This is a genomic window from Cupriavidus sp. SS-3, assembly GCF_035818815.1.
GTDB classification, from domain to species: Bacteria; Pseudomonadota; Gammaproteobacteria; order Burkholderiales; family Burkholderiaceae; genus Cupriavidus; species Cupriavidus taiwanensis_C.
On record NZ_JAYLVT010000007.1, the window covers coordinates 51,658 to 70,557 of the forward strand.

Annotated in this window: 13 protein-coding genes; 1 reads left to right on the forward strand and 12 read right to left on the reverse strand. The window is 67.8% G+C overall.

Annotated features, from left to right (window positions below; all coding sequences use genetic code 11):
- Window positions 1-487: 487 nt before the first annotated feature.
- From U9J39_RS12880 to U9J39_RS12915, 8 genes are all read right to left on the reverse strand, one after another.
- A complete protein-coding gene (locus U9J39_RS12880; protein WP_326347221.1) occupies window positions 488-889 on the reverse strand; it encodes a DUF779 domain-containing protein in 402 nt (133 codons plus the stop codon).
- Between the two features lie 2 nt (window positions 890-891).
- Window positions 892-2,412, reverse strand: coding sequence for an aldehyde dehydrogenase (adh, locus tag U9J39_RS12885; protein WP_326347222.1), 1,521 nt, complete (start codon window positions 2,410-2,412; stop codon window positions 892-894).
- A gap of 306 nt (window positions 2,413-2,718) precedes the next feature.
- Window positions 2,719-4,002 (reverse strand): c-type cytochrome, encoded by a 1,284-nt coding sequence (locus tag U9J39_RS12890; protein ID WP_326347223.1) that lies wholly within the window; start codon window positions 4,000-4,002, stop codon window positions 2,719-2,721.
- Window positions 4,002-4,562 carry a (2Fe-2S)-binding protein gene (locus tag U9J39_RS12895; protein ID WP_115712867.1) on the reverse strand — a complete coding sequence of 187 codons (561 nt, stop codon included), beginning with the start codon at window positions 4,560-4,562 and terminating at the stop codon, window positions 4,002-4,004. The genes U9J39_RS12890 and U9J39_RS12895 overlap by 1 nt, the downstream gene beginning before the upstream one ends.
- Window positions 4,559-7,393 carry a xanthine dehydrogenase family protein molybdopterin-binding subunit gene (locus U9J39_RS12900; protein WP_326347224.1) on the reverse strand — a complete coding sequence of 945 codons (2,835 nt, stop codon included), beginning with the start codon at window positions 7,391-7,393 and terminating at the stop codon, window positions 4,559-4,561. Before U9J39_RS12900 ends, U9J39_RS12895 begins: the two co-directional genes overlap by 4 nt.
- A 313-nt stretch (window positions 7,394-7,706) precedes the next feature.
- The gene (locus U9J39_RS12905) at window positions 7,707-10,190 is read right to left on the reverse strand and encodes a GcvT family protein (protein ID WP_326347225.1); all 2,484 of its coding nucleotides are present in this window, start codon (window positions 10,188-10,190) and stop codon (window positions 7,707-7,709) included.
- Between the two features lie 128 nt (window positions 10,191-10,318).
- A complete protein-coding gene (locus U9J39_RS12910) occupies window positions 10,319-11,788 on the reverse strand; it encodes a coniferyl aldehyde dehydrogenase (protein WP_326347226.1) in 1,470 nt (489 codons plus the stop codon).
- The gene (locus U9J39_RS12915) at window positions 11,785-12,693 is read right to left on the reverse strand and encodes a sterol desaturase family protein (protein ID WP_326347227.1); all 909 of its coding nucleotides are present in this window, start codon (window positions 12,691-12,693) and stop codon (window positions 11,785-11,787) included. The genes U9J39_RS12910 and U9J39_RS12915 overlap by 4 nt, the downstream gene beginning before the upstream one ends.
- Window positions 12,694-12,814: 121 nt before the next feature.
- Between U9J39_RS12915 and U9J39_RS12920 the strand changes: the two genes are divergently transcribed.
- Entirely contained in the window at window positions 12,815-13,723 is a 909-nt protein-coding gene (locus U9J39_RS12920) for a LysR family transcriptional regulator (RefSeq protein WP_326347228.1), read from the forward strand.
- Window positions 13,724-13,753: 30 nt separating this feature from the next.
- Here the strand turns inward: U9J39_RS12920 and U9J39_RS12925 are convergent, their stop codons facing one another.
- The 4 genes from U9J39_RS12925 to U9J39_RS12940 form a co-directional block, all read right to left on the reverse strand.
- Window positions 13,754-14,605, reverse strand: coding sequence for an EamA family transporter (locus tag U9J39_RS12925; RefSeq protein WP_326347229.1), 852 nt, complete (start codon window positions 14,603-14,605; stop codon window positions 13,754-13,756).
- Window positions 14,606-14,728: 123 nt separating this feature from the next.
- Window positions 14,729-15,862, reverse strand: coding sequence for a 2-aminoethylphosphonate--pyruvate transaminase (locus U9J39_RS12930; RefSeq protein WP_326347230.1), 1,134 nt, complete (start codon window positions 15,860-15,862; stop codon window positions 14,729-14,731).
- A 37-nt stretch (window positions 15,863-15,899) separates the two neighbouring features.
- Window positions 15,900-17,732: a putative 2-aminoethylphosphonate ABC transporter permease subunit gene (locus tag U9J39_RS12935; protein WP_326347231.1), complete on the reverse strand. Its 1,833-nt coding sequence runs from the start codon at window positions 17,730-17,732 to the stop codon at window positions 15,900-15,902.
- Complete coding sequence (locus U9J39_RS12940) at window positions 17,723-18,865, reverse strand: putative 2-aminoethylphosphonate ABC transporter ATP-binding protein (protein ID WP_115712880.1); 1,143 nt, start codon at window positions 18,863-18,865, stop codon at window positions 17,723-17,725. The genes U9J39_RS12935 and U9J39_RS12940 overlap by 10 nt, the downstream gene beginning before the upstream one ends.
- Window positions 18,866-18,900 lie beyond the last annotated feature (35 nt).

Sequence of the window (18,900 nt, forward strand, 5' to 3'; positions counted from 1 at the left end):
GGAAACCCGGCGCCTGACTTCGACGGCGCGCTGGCCCTCACCCCCGGCCCCTCTCCCGCGCGCGGGAGAGGGGAGCAAACAAGCGCGGTCAGCTAAACCGCTACCGGCCCCTCGGCCAGCAACGCATCCTCCTTCCAGGTTAGGCCACCCCCAGACAATTGAAAGTGAGGGGTGGCGGGCCATACAGCGAGGGTGGAAACCCGGCGAGATCAAGGAAGAACCCGGCCAGCCTTGCGGCTGCCTCGCGTGGCCCGCCATGGAAGTAGGCCTGTCCTTGATCTACTCCGCGGGTTTCCACGCCCGGTCACCGGCAACCCGATGACGTATCCAGTATTCCCTTCCGGAGTCAGGCAGGCGATAAGAGTTGTCGCATTCCGAACAGGCGGGCGAAGCTTGCCGCAAACGCTTGTGCGTGGGAAATCGCTGAGCCCTGAAATGCGATGGCACAGCGATCCGACCTGTTACGACCCGCCACCCCATCGCCGCATTACGGTTCCGGCTGCGCCGCCAGCCACGCCGCCTCTGCGTCGCTGAACAGCTCCGAGCGCGTCAGGAACCGTCTGCCCGTGCGCCCCTCCAGCGAGAACATCCCGCCCGCGCCCGGCACCACGTCGATCACCAGCCGGGTGTGGCGCCAGTACTCGAACTGCGCGCGCGTCATGTAGAACGCGGCGCCGCCGATCCGGCCCAGGCAGACATCGCCCGGGCCCACCAGCAATTCGCCGGCGGGATAGCACATCGGCGCGCTGCCGTCGCAGCAGCCGCCGGACTGGTGGAACATCAGCGGGCCGTGCCGCGCGGCCAGCTCGGCGATCAGCGCCAGCGCAGCCGGCGTTGCCACCACGCGCTCGACCGGCAGCGCGGGCGGCGCGGTGTCCGGGCCCGCCATGGTCAGAAGAACCCCAGCGCGTTGGGGCTGTAGCTGACCAGCAGGTTCTTGGTCTGCTGGTAGTGGTCGAGCATCATGCGATGGTTCTCGCGGCCGATGCCGGACTGCTTGTAGCCGCCGAACGCGGCATGGGCCGGGTAGGCGTGGTAGCAGTTGGTCCACACGCGCCCGGCCTGGATGCCGCGGCCCATGCGGAACGCGCGCGCGCCGTCGCGGGTCCAGACTCCGGCGCCGAGGCCGTAGAGCGTGTCGTTGGCGATGGCGAGCGCCTCTTCCTCGTCCTTGAAGGTGGTGACCGAGACCACCGGGCCGAAGATCTCTTCCTGGAAGATGCGCATCTTGTTGTGGCCGGCAAACACGGTCGGCTTGACGTAGTAGCCGCCGGCCAGGTCGCCGTCGAACACGTTGCGCTCGCCGCCGGTGAGGCACTGCGCGCCTTCCTTGCGGCCCAGGTCGATGTACGACAGGATCTTTTCCAGCTGTTCGGCCGACGCCTGCGCGCCGATCATGGTGCCGGTGTCGAGCGGATGGCCCTGGCGGATCGCCGCGACTCGCTTGAGCGCGCGCTCCATGAAGCGGTCGTAGATCGATTCCTGGATCAGCGCGCGCGACGGGCAGGTGCAGACCTCGCCCTGGTTCAGCGCGAACATGGCAAAGCCTTCCAGCGCCTTGTCGAAGTAGGCGTCGTCGGCGGCGAGCACGTCTTCGAAGAAGATGTTGGGCGACTTGCCGCCCAGTTCCAGCGTGACCGGGATCAGGTTCTGCGAGGCGTACTGCATGATCAGCCGGCCGGTGGTGGTCTCGCCGGTGAACGCCACCTTGCTGATGCGCGGGCTCGATGCCAGCGGCTTGCCGGCTTCCAGGCCGAAGCCGTTGATCACGTTGACCACGCCCGGCGGCAGCAGGTCGCCGATCACCTCCATCAGCACCAGGATCGAGGCGGGCGTCTGCTCGGCGGGCTTCAGCACCACGCAGTTGCCGGCGGCCAGCGCCGGCGCCAGCTTCCAGGTGGCCATCAGCAGCGGGAAGTTCCACGGGATGATCTGGCCGACCACGCCCAGCGGCTCATGGAAGTGGTAGGCGATGGTGTCGCCGTCGATCTCGGAAATGCCGCCTTCCTGCGCGCGGATGCAGCCCGCGAAGTAGCGGAAGTGGTCGACCGCCAGCGGCAGGTCGGCGGCGGTGGTCTCGCGCACGGGCTTGCCGTTGTCGATGCTCTCGGCCACGGCCAGCAGCTTCAGGTTGGACTCGATGCGGTCGGCGATGCGGTTCAGGATATTGGCGCGCTCGGTGGTGGAGGTGCGCGCCCACGCGGCCTTGGCGGCGTGCGCGGCATCCAGCGCGGCGTCGACGTCCTGCTGGTTCGAGCGCGGCACGCGCGTGAACGGCTTGCCGGTGATCGGCGTGATGGACTCGAAGTACTCGCCCCCGGCGGGCGGCACCCACTGGCCGCCGATATAGTTGTCGTACTGCTGCTTGTAGGGGTTGCTGACGCCCAGCTGGGCGATTTCCGCCATGTTCATGTCTCGCTCCGTTCGAGTGATCTGTGTGGTGCCGTCACGGCCTTCGCCGTGCGCACGGAGCAGATCGCAAGAGGTGTGCCGGGGCGGAAGAGGGCGGAAATGCGGGGGAGAAACCGAAGATCTGGCCGCGGAATCGGGCCAGGTGTGCCAGTGCGTGACAGCGGGTGTTCAGGATTGGAACACTCGGCGGATTCGTTGGTTATGCAACAGCGTTAACACTTGCTGCTAGCTCACGCAATCGCTCCCCTCTCCCGCGAGCGGGAGAGGGGAGCAAAACGGCGGGATGATTCGCGCCGCAGTCAGTCGTCAATGCCCCGGCCCGGCCGCGCGCAGCGCCTTCACATCACCCGGCCTCACATCGGCCGGCTGCCCGCCCCACGTCGCACGCAGGTAGTTGGCCAGCTGCGCCAGCTCGTCATCGCTCATGCGTCCGGCAAAGCCGGGCATCTCCTGCATCGCCTCCACGCCGGGAAAGCGCTGCGCCGCGATGCCATCGAGCATCGACACGATCAGGTTGCGCGCGTCGGCGTTGCGCACCGTCGAGTTGCCGGCCATCGACACCGCCACGTGCGGCTTGCCTTCGCCCTCGCGGCCATGGCAGCCCGCGCAGACGGCGACATAGTGGCGGCGGCCCGGTGCCACCTGCGCGGCGTCGGCACTGATGGCCTTGACCGGCTGCGGCGCCGGCGGCTGGTCGCCGAGCAGGTAGGTGGCCATCGCGGCCAGGTCGGCCTGGTTCAGGTACTGGCTGCTCAGATGCACCACCGGGTACATCTCGCCGAAGGCCGAGCCCTGCGGCGCGATGCCGGTGGCGAAGAACTGCTGCAGGTCGGCGGCGGTCCAGCCGCGCGCGGCCAGCCCGGCGGGCGTGATGTCCGGCGCGCCGATGCGCGCCAGCGCGGAGCCGGCCAGCGGCTTCGACGGGTCCAGCCGGCCGAACGCGGCGCGCGGCGTGTGGCACTCGGCGCAGTGGCCCAGCGCGTTCGACAGGTAGCGGCCGCGCTGCCACGATGCCGAATTGCCCTGGGAAGCGTCCGGCAGCTTGTCCTCGAGGAACAGCAGGTTCCAGCCCGCCAGCGCGAAGCGCAGGTTGTACGGGAACTGCAGGTCGTGCGCACGGTTGGCCACGGCGGCCGGCTTCACCTGCATCAGGTAGGCGAACATGGCATCGGAATCCGCGCGCGACAGGCCGCGGTACGAGGTGTACGGCATCGCGGGATAGAGCTGCTTGCCCGGGGCCTTGCCGTCATGCAGCGCCTGGTAGAAGTCGTCCGCGCTCCAGTTGCCGATGCCGTGCGTCTTGTCCGGCGTAATGTTGGTGCCGTAGAAGGTCCCGAAGGGTGAGGCCAGTTCCACGCCGCCGGCGAACGGCGCGCCCTGCGGTGCGGTATGGCAGGCGGCGCAGTCGGCCGCGCGCACCAGGTAGCGGCCGCGCGCGATCTGCTCGGCGGGCGACAGCTGCGCCTGGGGGGCCTGGTCGGCAGCAGGGGCAACCGCTTCGGTGCGGCTGCCGCAGCCGGCCATGACCGCGGCTGCGGTCAGGACTGCCAGTGCGGCGCGCGTGGCGATCATCAGGGGCGTGCGCTGCATCACTTGTCGCTCCCGCTATCCAGCACCAGGCCCGGCGTGCTGGTGATCACGTCCCTGACCGCCTCGTAGTAGCGCACGTAGCCGGTGCAGCGGCAGATGTGGCCGTCCAGCGCCCGGGTGATGGTGGCCTCGACCTGGTCCTTCGGCACCGGCTTGCGCCTGAGTTGCTCCACCAGGATGGTGGCGCCGTTGACGAAGCCCGGCGTGCAGTAGCCGCACTGGAAGCTGAAATGTTCCAGGAACTTCTGCTGCACCGGCGTCAGCTCGACCACCTCGCCTTGCTCGTTGCGCTTGCCGTGGCCTTCCACGGTGCGCACCTTGCGGCCGTTGAACCAGTGCGCGCCGGTGATGCAGCTGCGCACTTCCTCGCTGGTGCCGTCGGGCTTGTCGTGGATCACCACGCAGGCGTGGCAGATGCCCTGGCCGCAGCCCAGGCGCGAGCCGGTCAGGTCCAGGTACTCATGCAGGAAATCGATCATCATCAGGCCTTCGGGCACGTCGACCGGACCGACTTCCTTGCCGTTGAGGTTGAGCGTGATGGGCTGGGTGGCGATGCTCATGCCAGTACCTCCTGGATCTTGGCCGCCGTCACCGGCAGGTCGGTGAAGCGGTGGCCGATGGCATGCGCGATGCCGTTGACGATGGCGCCCACCACCGGGATCATCACCACCTCGGCGATGCCCTTGGGCGGGTCGGTTTCGGTGACCGGCGGCAGCACCGTGCCGGTCTGTCTCCACACGGCCACGTCGCTGGCGCGCGGCAGGTGGTAGCGGTTGAAGTTCCAGGTGCCGTTGCCGGGGCCGTCCTCGTAGAGCGGCAGGTATTCATGCAGCGCGTGGCCGATGCCCATGGCGATGCCGCCCTGCAGCTGGCCGGACACCAGCTGCGGCGACAGCTGCGTGCCGCATTCCATGATCGAGTGGTGCGACAGGATTTCCACCTTGCCGCTGGCTGCGTGCACCGACAGCTCGACGAAGGTGCCGACCGCGCTGTAGTAGGTCACCGCGGCGTTGTTGCGCTGCGTGGGCGCGATATGGACCTTGCTGCGATCGAGCACATGCCAGCCGCCCGGGCTGCGCATGCGCGCCTTGCGCGCTGCATCGGCGCCGTCGCCGTAGCGCACCGACAGGCCGTCGACCGGTAGCCGCGCGGCGTGCCCGTTGATGTCGAAATCGGCCTCGCTCCATTGCCAGCGGTTGAAAGCGTGCACGGTGGCGCCGGTCACCAGCCCCAGCTCGTGCGCCTTGGCCGCGAGCTGCTCCAGCGGCAGCGCCTGCAGGCCGCCGGCGCTGAGCTTGCCGTCGACCCAGCGCGCGTCTTCCACGCGCACCACCAGCGAGGCCGCCTGGCCGCCGCCGATGCCCTGGCTCCAGATTGCCATCGCCGCCGGCCACAGCCCGTGCAGGAACACCACGCGCGCGGCTTCGCGCGTGCTGTGGGTGAAGTAGTAGGCCGAGTTGGTGGCGCTGGCGGGCGAGGCATAGGCCGGCGACCAGCGCGGATTGGCCGACAGCCTGTCCTGCTCGGCCTGGCTCATCAGGTAGGGATCGCCGGAGGCGGTCACCGGCAGGTCGGTCCAGTCGGTGACGGAAGTGCGCACCTCGCGCGCCGGCTTGCCCAGCCAGCGCGCCACCGCGGCGGCCTGCGACGTCGACATGCCGGTGCCGATCTCGGCGCCGGAGTGATGCAGCACGATGCTGCCGTCGGCCTTCAGCTCGACCTTGGCGAACGACGCTTCCGCGCCGGTGCCGAAGTCCTTCTGCACGCACGCAAAGCCCACGCCATAGCGGCGGCCCGGGTGGGCGGCTTCGTACTCCGCCTTCTTGCTGGCGCGGTTGGTCCACAGCGGATAGGCCTTCGCTGCCTCCAGCACCTCGTCGACGCGGATCGCCCCGGCGGGGATCGCGCCCTGCGTGTTCTTCATGCCCGAGCGCAGCGCGTTCTTCAGCCGGAACTCGATCGGGTCGAGCTTGAGCTGCTCGGCGAACTCGTCGACCATCATCTCGGTCGCGGCCATGCTCTGCAGCGTGCCGTAGCCGCGCGCCGAGCCCGCGTCGATGGCGCGCGACGCGATCGCGACCGCGGTCAGGTCGTTGTTCGGGAAGTAGTAGATCGATTGCGCCGCGGTGGCGCCCACCATCGCCACCGACGGCGAGAAATTGGAGCGCCCGCCGCCGTTGGCTTCGAGGTCGCCCTGGAAAGCCTGGAACAGGCCGGTGTTGCGGTCCACCGCGATGCGGTAGCGCATCCTGAAGGCGTGGCGCTTGATCGAGGTCTGGAACTGCTCGTAGCGGTCGTTGGCCAGCCGCACCGGCTTGCCGTCGGCGTACAGCGCCGTGACCAGGCCATAGAAGGGGAAGTTGTAGTGGTCCTTGGAGCCGTAGCCGACCGTGTAGCACGGGTGCAGAAACACCTGCTTCACCGGGAATGCGCCTTTGGCCTTCGCCAGCATCTCGGCCACGCTTTCGGCGACCTCGTTCGGCCCTTGCGTCGGCACCACCATGTGCAGCGCCTGCGCGGCGGCGTCGTACCAGCAGTTGGCGTTGTCGGGCTCGAGCGCGGCGGTATCGGCCGACTGCGAGTTGTATTCGCGCTCGAGCACCAGCCAGTCGTCGGACGGCCTTGCCAGCTGCGCGCGGATCCGTGCGGCGTGGTGCATGCCCTGTTCGCCGAGCTGGCCGTGGTCCTTGCCGTCCGGCCAGACCGGCTGGTGCTTGCGCATCATGCTGGGGAACACCGGCGCATGCTTCAGGCTGGAGAACACGTCGTCCGCATAGGGCGTGGCGCCGCCCACGCGCACGAAGCGGAAGGTGCCCCACGGGTCGCGTTCCAGCGGGCCGGTCTTCGCGCCGTAGCGGATCACGTCGTCGCGGAACTTGAGCTTGTCCTTGGCAAAGCGGAAGCGCGCGAAGTCGTGGTAGATCAGGATCGCCACCGCGTGCCCCAGGTAGGCCGGGGTCTTGCCGGCGGGCAGCAGCATGTCGTCGCCGTAGAAGGCGGGGAAGGCGACGCCGTCGCGGGCCAGGTCGTCGGCGGTGACGACGCGGTCGGGCTTGAGCCCGTCGCCGAGCACGCCCAGGTCGAAGCCCTCATAGATGCGGTCGGCCCGGGCCACGCGCAGGATGAAGGCGTGCGACTGCTGCCGCGGCCAGTGCGGCATGTCGCGCGAGCGGATATCGCGCGCAAACACCTTGGCGCCGGTGACCTTGGCGATGCCGTCGATGCGGAACCTGGGGGCGCCGGCCCTGGCGTCCCACTGCACGGGGGTCAGGATCTTGTCTTCGAACAAGGCCGCGAAAGCCTTGCCGCCGATGGGTGCGATATAGACCGACACCCCGGCCACGACGCTGGCTTTGAGGAAGGTGCGCCGTGAAGGGTTGAAGCTGGGCATGGATTTCCTTGGGGGTTGCGCAAGATTGCGCGGCAAGGGCAGCCATCCGCGGGCCAGCCCGGGGGCTGGCGCGGATACGGTTCAGGTGTTCAGGGGACGCGGCCGCGATGGTGCGGCCGCTGCAGGGCATGGCGTGCCGCCAGTCACTACGGCTGCGGCGCGGGTGAATCGGGGCGGGGCATGGTTGTCATGGTCCTGGCGCTGAACGGCTGCGCTGACCCCGCGATTGTCGCCGTGGCCTAGGGTTTACCTCAAGGCAGGGCGTTGAATAACGGTTATCATCCGGCGCGAATATTACCCGCCGGCCCTCCGTTCAGGCCCTGGGCCTTGCCGAGGCCGGATCGTAGGCCGCGCGCAGGTGCACGCGCGCGGGCAGCAGGGCGCCGGCCAGGTCGACGTGGTAGCTGCCGGCTTCCAGCCACGCCGCATCGGCCGGCCCGTCCGCGCGCGCCAGCAGCGCCATGCCGACCGGGCAGCCCAGCGTATGCCCGAACGCGGCGGAACTGAGCGATCCCACCGCGCGCACGCTGCCGTCGGGGCCGGTGCGCAGCACGGCTTCGCCGCCCCACAGCATGGCGTCGCTGGCGCCGTCGACCGTCACCACCACCATGCGCCGCCTGGGCGCGCCCGCCTGGCGCAGCCGCAGCAGCGCTTCACGCCCGCGGAAATCGATGCCGCTGGCCAGCTTGCAGGCGAACGACAGTCCCGCCTCGAACGGATCGACCGACGGCGACAGCTCGCGGCCCCAGGCGCGGTAGCCCTTTTCCAGCCGCAGCGACTCGATCGCGTAATAGCCGGCATTGACCAGCCCGAGCGCGCGGCCGGCCTCATGCAGGGTCTCGTACACGCCCACCGCGAACTCCACCGGCACGTACAGTTCCCAGCCCAGCTCGCCCACGTAGGTCAGGCGCGTCGCACGCACGGTGGCATAGCCGAGGTCGATCTCGCGCGAGCTGCCGAACGGAAAGCCTTCATTGGAGAAATCCGCGCGCGATACCTTCTGCAGCAGCTCGCGCGAGCGCGGTCCCATCACCGCCAGCACCGCGTACTGGCCGGTGACGTCGACGATGACGCAGCGCTGGTCGGCGGGGATCTGCCGTTCGATATAGCTGAAGTCGCGCGTGGTCTGCGCCGACCCGGTCACCACCAGGTACTGGTCGTGCGCCAGCCGCGTCACGGTCAGGTCGGACTCATAGGTGCCGCGCTCGTTGAGCATCGCGGTGTAGACGGTCTGGCCGGGCGGCACCGCCACGTCGTTGCTCATCACGTACTGCAGCACCGCCTCGGCGTCGGCGCCCTTGACCAGGTACTTGGAGAACGAGCTCATGTCGAACAGCGCCACGCCCTCGCGACAGGCGCGGTGCTCGGCGCCGCTCCACGGCAGCCAGTTCTGCTGGCCGAAGGCGTATTCGATCTGTGGCGATGCACGCGGCGGCGCGAAGAAGTTGGGCCGTTCCCAGCCCATCTTGCTGCCGAAGCCGGCGCCGGCATCGCGCAACTGCGCATACAGGGGAGAGCGGCGAAACGGCCGCGCGCTCTCCAGTTCGCGGTTCGGCCACGGCATCGCGTAATGCAGCCCGAGCGTTTCCTTGACGCGGTCGTGCAGCCAGCACTGGTTGCCGTTGAAGCCGGCGAAGCGGCGGATATCGACCGGCCACAGGTCCATGGTGGGCTCGCCCGCGACGATCCATTCGGCCAGCGCCATGCCGGCGCCGCCGGCCGAGGCGATGCCCATCGAGTTGAAGCCCGCGCCGACGTAGAAGTTGCGCAGCTCCGGTGCCTCGCCCAGGATGAAGTTGTTATCCGGCGTGAACGATTCCGGGCCGTTGTAGAACTGCTTGACCTGCGCGGTTTCCAGCGCCGGCACGCGCACCAGCGCGTTTTCCATCAGGATCTGGAACTGGTCCCAGTCATCGGGCAGCAGCTGGAACTCGAACGGCTCGGGGATGCCCTGCATGCCCCACGGCTTGGCGTCCGGCTCGAAGCCGCCCATCACCAGCCCGCCCACTTCCTCCTTGAAGTAGATAAAGCCGTCGGGGTCGCGCATCACCGGCAGGTCGGGATGCACGCCGGCAATGCGCTCGGTGACGATGTAGTAGTGCTCGGCCGAATGCAGCGGCACGGTCACGCCGCACATCTGCCCCACCTGGCGCGCCCACTGGCCGGCGCAATTGACCACGATCTCGGCTTCGATGCGGCCTTCGTCGCCGGCCTTGTTGCGCCAGCTGACGCCGGTGGCGCGGCCATCGCGGGTGTGGAGCGCGGTGGTCTTGGTGTCCTGCGCGACCACCGCGCCGCGTGAGCGCGCGCCACGTGCCAGCGCCTGCGTGAGGTCCGTCGGGTTGGCCTTGCCGTCGCCCGGCAGCCACACTGCGCCAAGCAGATCGTCGGTGCGCATCACTGGCCACAGTTCGCCGGCCTGGGACGCAGAGATGACTTCGCATTCAACACCATAGGCCCGCGCCACCGCCGCGGTGCGGCGCAGTTGCGTCATGCGCTCAGCCGTGCGCGCCACCGACAGCGACCCGCATTGCTTCCAGCCGGTGCCAAGGCCGGTCTCCGCTTCCAGCTCGCTGTAGAGGCGGGTTGAGTAGCGGATCAGCTTGGTCATGCTCTCCTGCGCGCGCAACTGGCCGACCAGGCCCGCTGCGTGCCAGGTCGTGCCGCACGAGAGCTGCCCTTGCTCAAGCAGAACCACGTCTTTCCAGCCCAGCTTGGTCAGGTGGTAGGCCACGCTGCAGCCGATGATGCCGCCGCCGATGATGACGACGCGGGAGTGGGAGGGCAGTGGGGGCATGTAGGGCACCTTGGGAACGATGATCAGCGTGTGGCTGAATCTTATTCCACAAAATGCCAAACAACAACGCAAAATGCAACAGTGGCGCTCGCGAGGCCGCGCGGCAGTGTCAACTAAAGCGCCGGAGGTCAGAAGGGCCCTTTCACCTCAGGATCGCCATGTCCGGCGAACAGCTTCAGGGTCAGGCGCTGCGCAAGGTTGCCATACGGCGGAAGGAACAAGCCGATAGGAAAGAAGCGATGCCGCTTGAACACGGTGCGCGCGTGCGACAGCTCGCGGAACCCCTCCTCGCCGTGATAATTGCCCATCCCTGACTGGCCGACGCCGCCAAAGGGCGCATCGTGGTTGACTACGTGCCAGGCCCAGTCGTTGATGGTGACCCCGCCGGAATGCGTGCGCGCCAGCAGCTTCTCGCGTTCAGGCTTGTCATGGCTGAAGCAGTACAGCGCCAGCGGGCGTGCTTGCCGCTGCACCATTTCGATTGCTTGCTCGTGCGTGTCGTAGGGCACCACGGGCAAGACGGGGCCGAAGATTTCCTCGCGCATCAGGCGCATCTGCGGCGTGCAATGCGTGACGATATGGAGTGGCATGCGCCGCCCGCTGCCAACCTCGCCGCAGGCGATCACCGTCGCGCCCTTGGCGCGTGCATCGTCCAGCAGGTCCAGTATCCGCGCCGCGTGGCGGTCGGTGGCCAGCGCTGTGTAGTCGGCGTTGGTGTCAGTCAGCTTGCCGAACAGTTTCCCGAAACTCTGCTGCAATGCGTCGACGAAGGCGTCCACCTGCTCTCGCGGCACCAATGCATAGTCAGGTGCCACGCAGATCTGCCCGCAGTTGATCCCCTTGCCATGGGCGATGCTTCTGGCGGCCTCGCGCACCGGATAGTCGCGCAACACGATGGCAGGCGACTTGCCGCCGAGTTCCAGCGTGACCGGCGTGAGATTGCGCGCTGCCTGGGCCATGACAATGCGGCCCACCGCCGGCGAGCCGGTGAAGACAATGTGGTTGAAGGGCAGGGCGGTGAAGACGGCGGGATCTTCCAGCTCCTCGCCAATCAGCGCAACATGGTCCTCGGCGAAGACCTCGCTCAGCATCTTCCTGAGCGTGGCGTTGGTGGCCGGAGTGGTCTCCGGCATCCTGATCATGACGCGGTTGCCTGCCGCCAGCGCTGTCACCAGCGGCCCGAGCGACAGGTAGACCGGGAAATTCCAGGTGGCGATAACCCCGACCACGCCCTTGGGCTGGTATCTCACCTGGAGGCTGTTGGTCGCAAACAGCAGTTCGGGCCTGCGTCGGCTCGGGCGCATCCAGCGGCGCAGGTGCGAGATCGCGTGCCGGATTTCGAGCGTGGTCGGCAGGACTTCCAACATCTTGGTTTCGGCCACGGCCCGCTCGCCGAAGTCGCGCGAAATTGCCTCGGCCAGCACGTCCTGGTAGCGCAGCAGTTGCCGTTTGAGTGCGTGCAGGTGGTTCCGTCTTGTGCCGGCGTCCGGGCAGGTGTCCTGCAGGAAGGCTTGCTGCTGGGCAGCGAATAGCGCTTCCACGCGGGCATGCTCAATGGCCTGGCTGGCCTGCTGATCTGTCAGCGCGCGGTCATTCATGCCGACCTCCGCTGTTCGGTGGCCTGCGGCAGCGCATCGGATCGGGTTTCCTCTTCGGCATAGGCGCGGCCGCCAAAGCGCAGCGCGGAATGTTCGCGACGAGACTGGCACAGCGGGTAGAACATCTGGATGAACCAGCGCTCCTGGCCAAAGATCAGATCGTCCTGCAAGCCGACCCTGGCCGGGTACTTGCGCGTGATGTGGGCGGTGCCGAACAGGATGTCCCAGAAGAACAGGAGATTGCCGAAGTTGCCCTTGTAATGCCCGATGCCGTCCTCGTTGGTCAGCGCGTGATGGGCCCAGTGCGTGGCAGGCGTCGAGATGGTCCGTTCCAGCAGCCACATCAGCGGGCGCAGCACACGGATCCTGTACAAGGGCTCGTCCCAGCGCCATGCGCTATGCGCCCCGAGAATCACGGCGATCTTGATGACGAAGTAGACGCCGTAGACCTTGGCAAAGCCGAGGTAAAGCAACACACCCGCGAACCAGAGACCCGGCATCATCAGGTAATAGAAGAAGTTGTTGCGGTACGTGATGCGGATGCTCATGTATTGCGCGGTGTGGTGCGCGCGGTGCAATGGCCACAACAACGGGGTATGCGAGATCCGATGCCACCAGTACTGGGTCAGGTCATCGCAAACAAGCAGGATCGCGGCCATGGCCCACCACGGCAGGTCCGCCCAGGCGCCACGCTGTTCCGGAATCAGCCACGTGCAGAGCACGTTCGTGGCGAGCAAGAGCAGCGGCTGCACCACCGCCAGCAAGCTCAGGAACATGGCCAGTTCCAGCCGGGTGTCGTCCTGTGTAGCGTGAACGCTATCTTTGTAGCGCCGTGTGACGATCTCCAGCCCGGCAAAGCCAAGCATGAGTGTCACGATCAATATGTTCTGTAGTTGCGGACTCATGTGGGTGTCTCCGATCTCGCTTATGGGCTGTATGACGCCAGCGTCCCGATGACTGTAGGCTTGCCGTGCTAATGCGTCCAATGCATACTTCGCAATGTTCTAATGCGTTGAGAGCATTGAAATGATGGACCTCCGCCGCCTCAGTCATGTCCTGGCGCTTGCCGATGAGTTGCATTTCGCGCGGGCGGCGGAGCGTGTTCACCTTAGCCAGCCAGCCTTCAGTCGCAGCATCCAGGCCATTGAAGGCGACCTTGGCATCCGCCTGTTCGATCGCGACATCGGAGACGTGCGGCCAACCCCGGCCGGCGAATTCGTGATCGCGCGGGCGCGGCGGCTGCTGTTCGAGGCACGCTGCCTGCAGCGCGATGTCGATCTCTATCGCGACAGTCAGTTGGGCGACACGGCCTTCGGCATCGGGCCCTTCCCGGCCGCGACCCTCTTGCCGTTGGTGCTGACCGAATTGCGCCGACTGCATCCGGAGGTTGCCTTGCGCGTGGAGGAGAGCAACTGGCAGCAGTTGCTGGAACGCCTGCGCGCCGAGGATATCGAGTTCTTCGTCGCCGATGTGCGCGACCTGCCCGATGACGCGGCGCTGGATATCCGTCCCCTGGGAAAGCAGCGCGGCGACCTCTACGGCCGCGCCGCGCATCCGCTTGCCGGACGTGAATGCTCATTGAAGGACGCCTGGGCGTACGGCATCGCGGCGACGAAGCTGCCAAGCCCGGTGCGAGCTGCGCTGGCAAGGTTGCTTGGTTTACCTGCGGGCCAGGAACCCGTCCTTGCGCTGGAATGCGATGACATTGCCGTGCTCCGGCGCGTGGCGTTGTCCACCGACACGGTGCTTGCCGCGACGCAGGTGTCGATGCGGGCAGATGTTGAGTCAGGCGCGCTGTTGCCGCTGCAAATCCGCGGGCTGCCCTCGCTGTATTCCGAAATGGGAGTGGTGAGCCTTCGCAACCGGACGCCATCGCCGATGGCGCAGAATGCCATCGCCTGCTTCACGCGGGTAGCCCGCGAAATGAACCGCTAGCTGACGCGGATCGCCACGGGAAAATGATCCCTACCGCGCCATCTGCAGCGTCACAATGCCCGCAAGCACCAGCGCTGTGGCAATCAGCCGGCGCCGGTCGAACGCCTCGCGCAGCAGGAAGTGCCCCAGCAGCGCGGCGAAGATCACGCTCGACTCGCGCAGCGCCGCCAGCTTGGCCACCGGCGCCAGCGTCATGGCCCACAGCATCAGCGCATACGAGCCCACGCGGTTGATGCCGCCGATGCCGGCACGCTTCCATTCGGTGCGCAGCAGCGCCAGCAGTGACGTGCCGCGGCGGGCAAAAGCGTAGCCGGGCATGAACACGTGTGACATCGCCTGCAGCCAGACGATGTAGGTCAGCACCTCGCCATGGCGCTTGACCGCGGTGCCGTCGATCACGGTGCCGCCCGCCAGGCAGGCCCCGGCCAGCAGCGCGAAGCCGAGCAGGTCGGGCGCCTGCCGGCGCCAGTGCACCAGGCTGACCAGCCCGCAGCAGATCAGCGCGATGCCGGCATAGCCGCCCGGGCCCAGCCGTTCGCTGCCGGTCAGCAACAGCAGCATCGCCACCATCATCGGCGCCGAGCCGCGCATCAGCGGATAGGCCTGGCTGAAGTCGCCGCGGTTGTAGGCGGCCACCAGCGACAGCTTGTAGACCACCTCCAGCGCCACCGTGGCCAGCAGGAACGGCCATACCTGCGGTGCCGGCACGGGCACCACGAACAGGAACGGCAGCGCCACCAGCAGGCAGAAGGTGTCGATCAGCGCCATCGACGACAGGCGGTCGCCGCCGATCTTGACGATGGCGTTCCACGACGCATGCATCAGTGCCGACAGCATCACGGCGGCAAAGGCGAGGCCGTGGAAATCCGGGGGGAGGGACATGAAGGGGTGGTTGGTTCTTGTGGTTTGCTGGGTCGAGGCGTTTCGCGAACCCGCTTGTTTTCTCCCCTCTCCCGCTTGCGGGAGAGGGGAGCTTGCTGCCAACGATTGCGGAAGCTCAGTCTATTAAGCCGCCTCTGCCAGCCGCCCCTGCATCTCGATCCCCATCTCCCTTAGCACCTCGCCGATTGCCGTCACCACGTTGCGCATCTCGTTGTCGTCGATCGCGCCGATGCAGCCCACGCGGAAGGTTTCCACCTGGGTCAGCTTGCCCGGATACAGGATGTAGCCGCGCTCGCGCACCTTGGCGTAGAAGCTCTTGAAGTCATAGCGCGCATCCGCCGGCGCGTGGAAGGTGACGATGATCGGGGCCTGCACCGCCGCCGGCAGGAAGGCGCGGAAGCCCAGCGCCGCCATGCCCTTTACCAGCGTGTCGCAGTTGCGGCGATAGCGCGCGCCGCGCACCGGCTGGCCGCCTTCTTCCAGGAACTGGTCCAGCGCTGCGCGGAACGCGGCCACTACGTGCGTCGGCGGGGTGAAGCGCCACTGCGTGGTCTTCTGCATGTAGACGTACTGGTCGTAGAGGTCCAGCGCCAGTGAGTGGCTGTTGCCCTGGCTGGCTTCCAGCACGTCCTTTCTCACCAGCACGAAGCCCATGCCGGGCACGCCCTCGATGCACTTGCCGGTGGCGGCCACCAGCGCGTCGAAGGGCATGGTGCGCGCATCGATCTCGATCGCGCCGAACGAGCTCATGGCATCGACGATCAGGCCCTTGCCCAGCCGCTGGCACAGCAGCGCGATGTCCTGCAGCGGGTTGAGCACGCCGGCGCCGGTCTCGCAGTGCACCTGCGCCACGTGCGTGATCGACGGATCGCGCCGCAGCGCTTCCTCGATCAGCGCGGCGCTGGCGGGCTGGTCTTCCGGGATCGGCAGCTCCACGCTGGCGCGGCCGAGCACCTTGCAGATCTTCAGGATGCGCTGGCAATAGGCGCCGTTCTGCGGCACCAGCACCTTGCCGTCGCGCGGCACCACGTTGGCGATGGCGGCTTCCACCGAGAAGGTGCCGCTGCCCTGCATCGGTACGCAGACATGGGTGCCTTCGCCGTGGACGATGCGCACCAGGTCGTCGCACAGGCTGCGCGTGATGGTGTTGAAGGCGGCGTCCCACGAGCCCCAGTCGCGCAGCATGGCTTGCTTGGTGGCGAGCGAGGTGGTCAGGGGGCCGGGGGTCAGAAGGATCGGGTCGTTGCCGCGAATCATGTTGAACTCCTGATTGGGAAGGCTTGGAAAGGGAAAGTCAGTCGTTGCCCTGGCGCCAGGCCTGGGTCTTGCAATCGAGCACGCGTTGCAGCAGGTAATAGAGCAGGCAGGCGCCGGCCGAAGTCAGCACCACCAGCGTGGCCATGGCCGCGGCCGGGCCGATGTCGCCGGACTCGTCCAGGTTGACGATCTCGACCGAGGCCAGCTTGGTGTCGGCGCCGTACAGGAACACCACCGCCGAGACCGTGGTCATCGCGTTGATGAACAGGTAGCGCGAGATCTCCAGGACGGCGGGCAGGCAGGCCGGCACCGTGACCTTGAAGAAGGTCTTGTAGAACGGCACCTTGAGCGATGCCGACACGGCCTCGAACTCGCTGTCGAGCTGCTTGAGCGCGGTCACCGCGGTCAGGTGGCACGATGCGTAGTAGTGGACGATGGTCACCAGCACCAGGATGCCCAGGGTCTGGTACAGCCCGTGCAGCGGATTGGCCTGCGGCACGAAGAAGAAGATGTAGCCCAGCCCCAGCACCAGCCCCGGCACGCCCATCGGCAGCACCGCCATCAGCCGCGCGAAGCCGCGCAGCCAGTCCATGCCGCGGGTCTTCTCCAGCAGGTAGGCGGTGGCGAAGATGAACACCGGCCCGATCACCGCGGCCAGGCCCGCCATGCGCAGGCTGTTCAGGTAGGAATCGACCACGCCGCCCTCGACCAGCCCGACCCGGTAGTGGTTCAGCGACAGCGAGAAGTTGTACGGCCACAGCTTGACGAAGGACGCGTACACCGCCATGCCCATCACCGCCAGCATCAGCGCCGCCATCAGCCAGCAGAACACCGCCATGGCCAGGTCGAAGCGCGGGCTGCGGCGCGGCACGTAGGGCACCGAGCGCGCCGACATCAGCGCCATCTGGCGGCGCTGCACGCGCGCGTCGACGCAGTAGGTCACGGCCACCGGCACCAGCAGCATCAGCGACACCACCGCGCCCTGCGAGAAGTCCTGCATGCCGATCACCAGCTTGTAGATGTCGGTCGCCAGCATATGGAAGTTGCCGCCGATCACCTTGGGGATGCCGAAGTCCGAGATCGCATAGGTGAACACCACCATGGCGGCGCTGACCAGCCCGTAGCGCGCGCCCGGCACGGTGATGGTGAAGAACTTGCGCACGGTCGAGGTGCCCAGCGCATCGGCGGCTTCATACAGCCGCGCATCCGTCAGCGACAGCGCTGTGATCAGGATCATCAGCGCATGCGGAAAGGTGGCGAATACCAGCGACGCGACGATGCCGAGCGGCCCGTAGATCTGCGTGCTGCCCATCCACGGCTTGAACAGGCCCTGGTTGCCGAACCAGAAGATGAAGGAGATGGCTGCCAGCAGCGAGGGCGCCAGCAGCGGGATCAGCGCCAGGTTGCGCAGCAGCCCCTTGCAGGCGATGCGGCTGCGCGTGAGCGCATAGGCAAAGCCGAACGCCAGCGGCACCGTGATGCAGGTGGCCAGCGCCGACACCCACAGGCTGTTCCAGACCGAGCGCAGCAGCGCGGGCGATTCGAAGTAGGCGCGGAAGTGGGCGATGCCGGCCAGGGTGCCGTCGCGGTTCTGCACGCTCTTGGCCAGGATCATCACGATCGGCGCCAGCACGAAGCAGGCCAGCGCCAGCGCGGCCAGCGCCAGCAGCACGTGGGCGAGGCGGTCGGTCCAGTGCGCGCGCACCGCGCTGGCGACCAGCGCCGGCGAGGCCGGCGATGCGGGCAGCGGGGGCTGCGCGCCGGGGTTGGCGGGCCCCGCCGGCGCGCTGGCCGAGGCGGGGGCTAGGGTATCGGTAGCCGGCAGGGAGGCAGACGTGGTGGCCGGCGCCGCAGTGAGGCTCATGCGCATGCGTGGCGGAAGATGCGGATACGGTCAGCGGGAATGGCCAGGCGCAGCCGGTCGCCGGTGTGCGGGCGCAGCTCGTGCAGGTCATTGAGCGAGAGGTCGGCATAGAGCGCGCCGCCGGCCGCGGCCGCGGCACCCGCTGCCGCGGGCCCGGCATCGGGCAGCCGCAGCGTCAGCCGCGAGAAGGCGCCGAGGAACTCGATCTTGTCGACGGTGGCTTCCAGCACGTTGGGGCCATGCTGTTCGATGCCGCGCACGCAGACATCTTCGGGGCGGAAGAACACCTGCACGTCCTCGTCGGGGCAGCAGCCGGCCGGCGCGGCGCAGCGCATGCGCACGCCGCCCAGGTGCAGCTCGCCGTCGCCGCAGACGCGCGCGCCCAGCATGTTGGTCTTGCCGACGAAGTCCGCCGCGAACGGCGTGGCCGGGCGCTGGTAGACCTGCGCCGGGGTGCCGACCTGCTCGATCGCGCCCTGGTTCATCACCACGATGCGGTCCGCCATCGACAGCGCCTCTTCCTGGTCGTGCGTGACCAGGATGGTGGTGATGTTCAGGCGCTGCTGCAGCGCGCGGATCTCGCTGCGCAGCCGCACCCGCACGCGCGCGTCGAGCGCCGACAGCGGCTCGTCCAGCAACAGCAGGCCGGGCGAGGTGGCCAGCGCGCGCGCGATCGCCACGCGCTGCTGCTGGCCGCCCGACAGCTGCGCCGGGTACTGGTTGCCGCGATCGGGCAGCCCCACCAGCGTCAGCAGTTCCGCCACGCGCGCGCGGCGCTGGTCGCGCGGCATGCGCCGGTTGACCAGGCCGTAGGCGACGTTGTCGGCCACGGTCAGGTTGGGGAACAGCGCATAGGACTGGAACACGATGCCGTAGTCGCGCTCCATCGGCGGCAGCGTGGAGATATCGCGCCCGCCCTGGTGGATGGTGCCGGCGTTCTGCGATTCCAGCCCCGCGATGATGCGCAGCAGCGTGGTCTTGCCGCAGCCCGACGGGCCCAGGAAGCACAGCAGCTCGCCCTGGCGCACGTCGAGGTCGATGTTGTGCAGGGCGACGAAGGCGCCGCTGCTGCCGCCGAAGCGCTTGTGGATGCCTTTCAGGCTGAGATAGGTCTCGGCCGTGGATGTGGAGGTCTGCATGGCGTGGGGCCTGGTGTGTTCTGTTGGGGGACCCC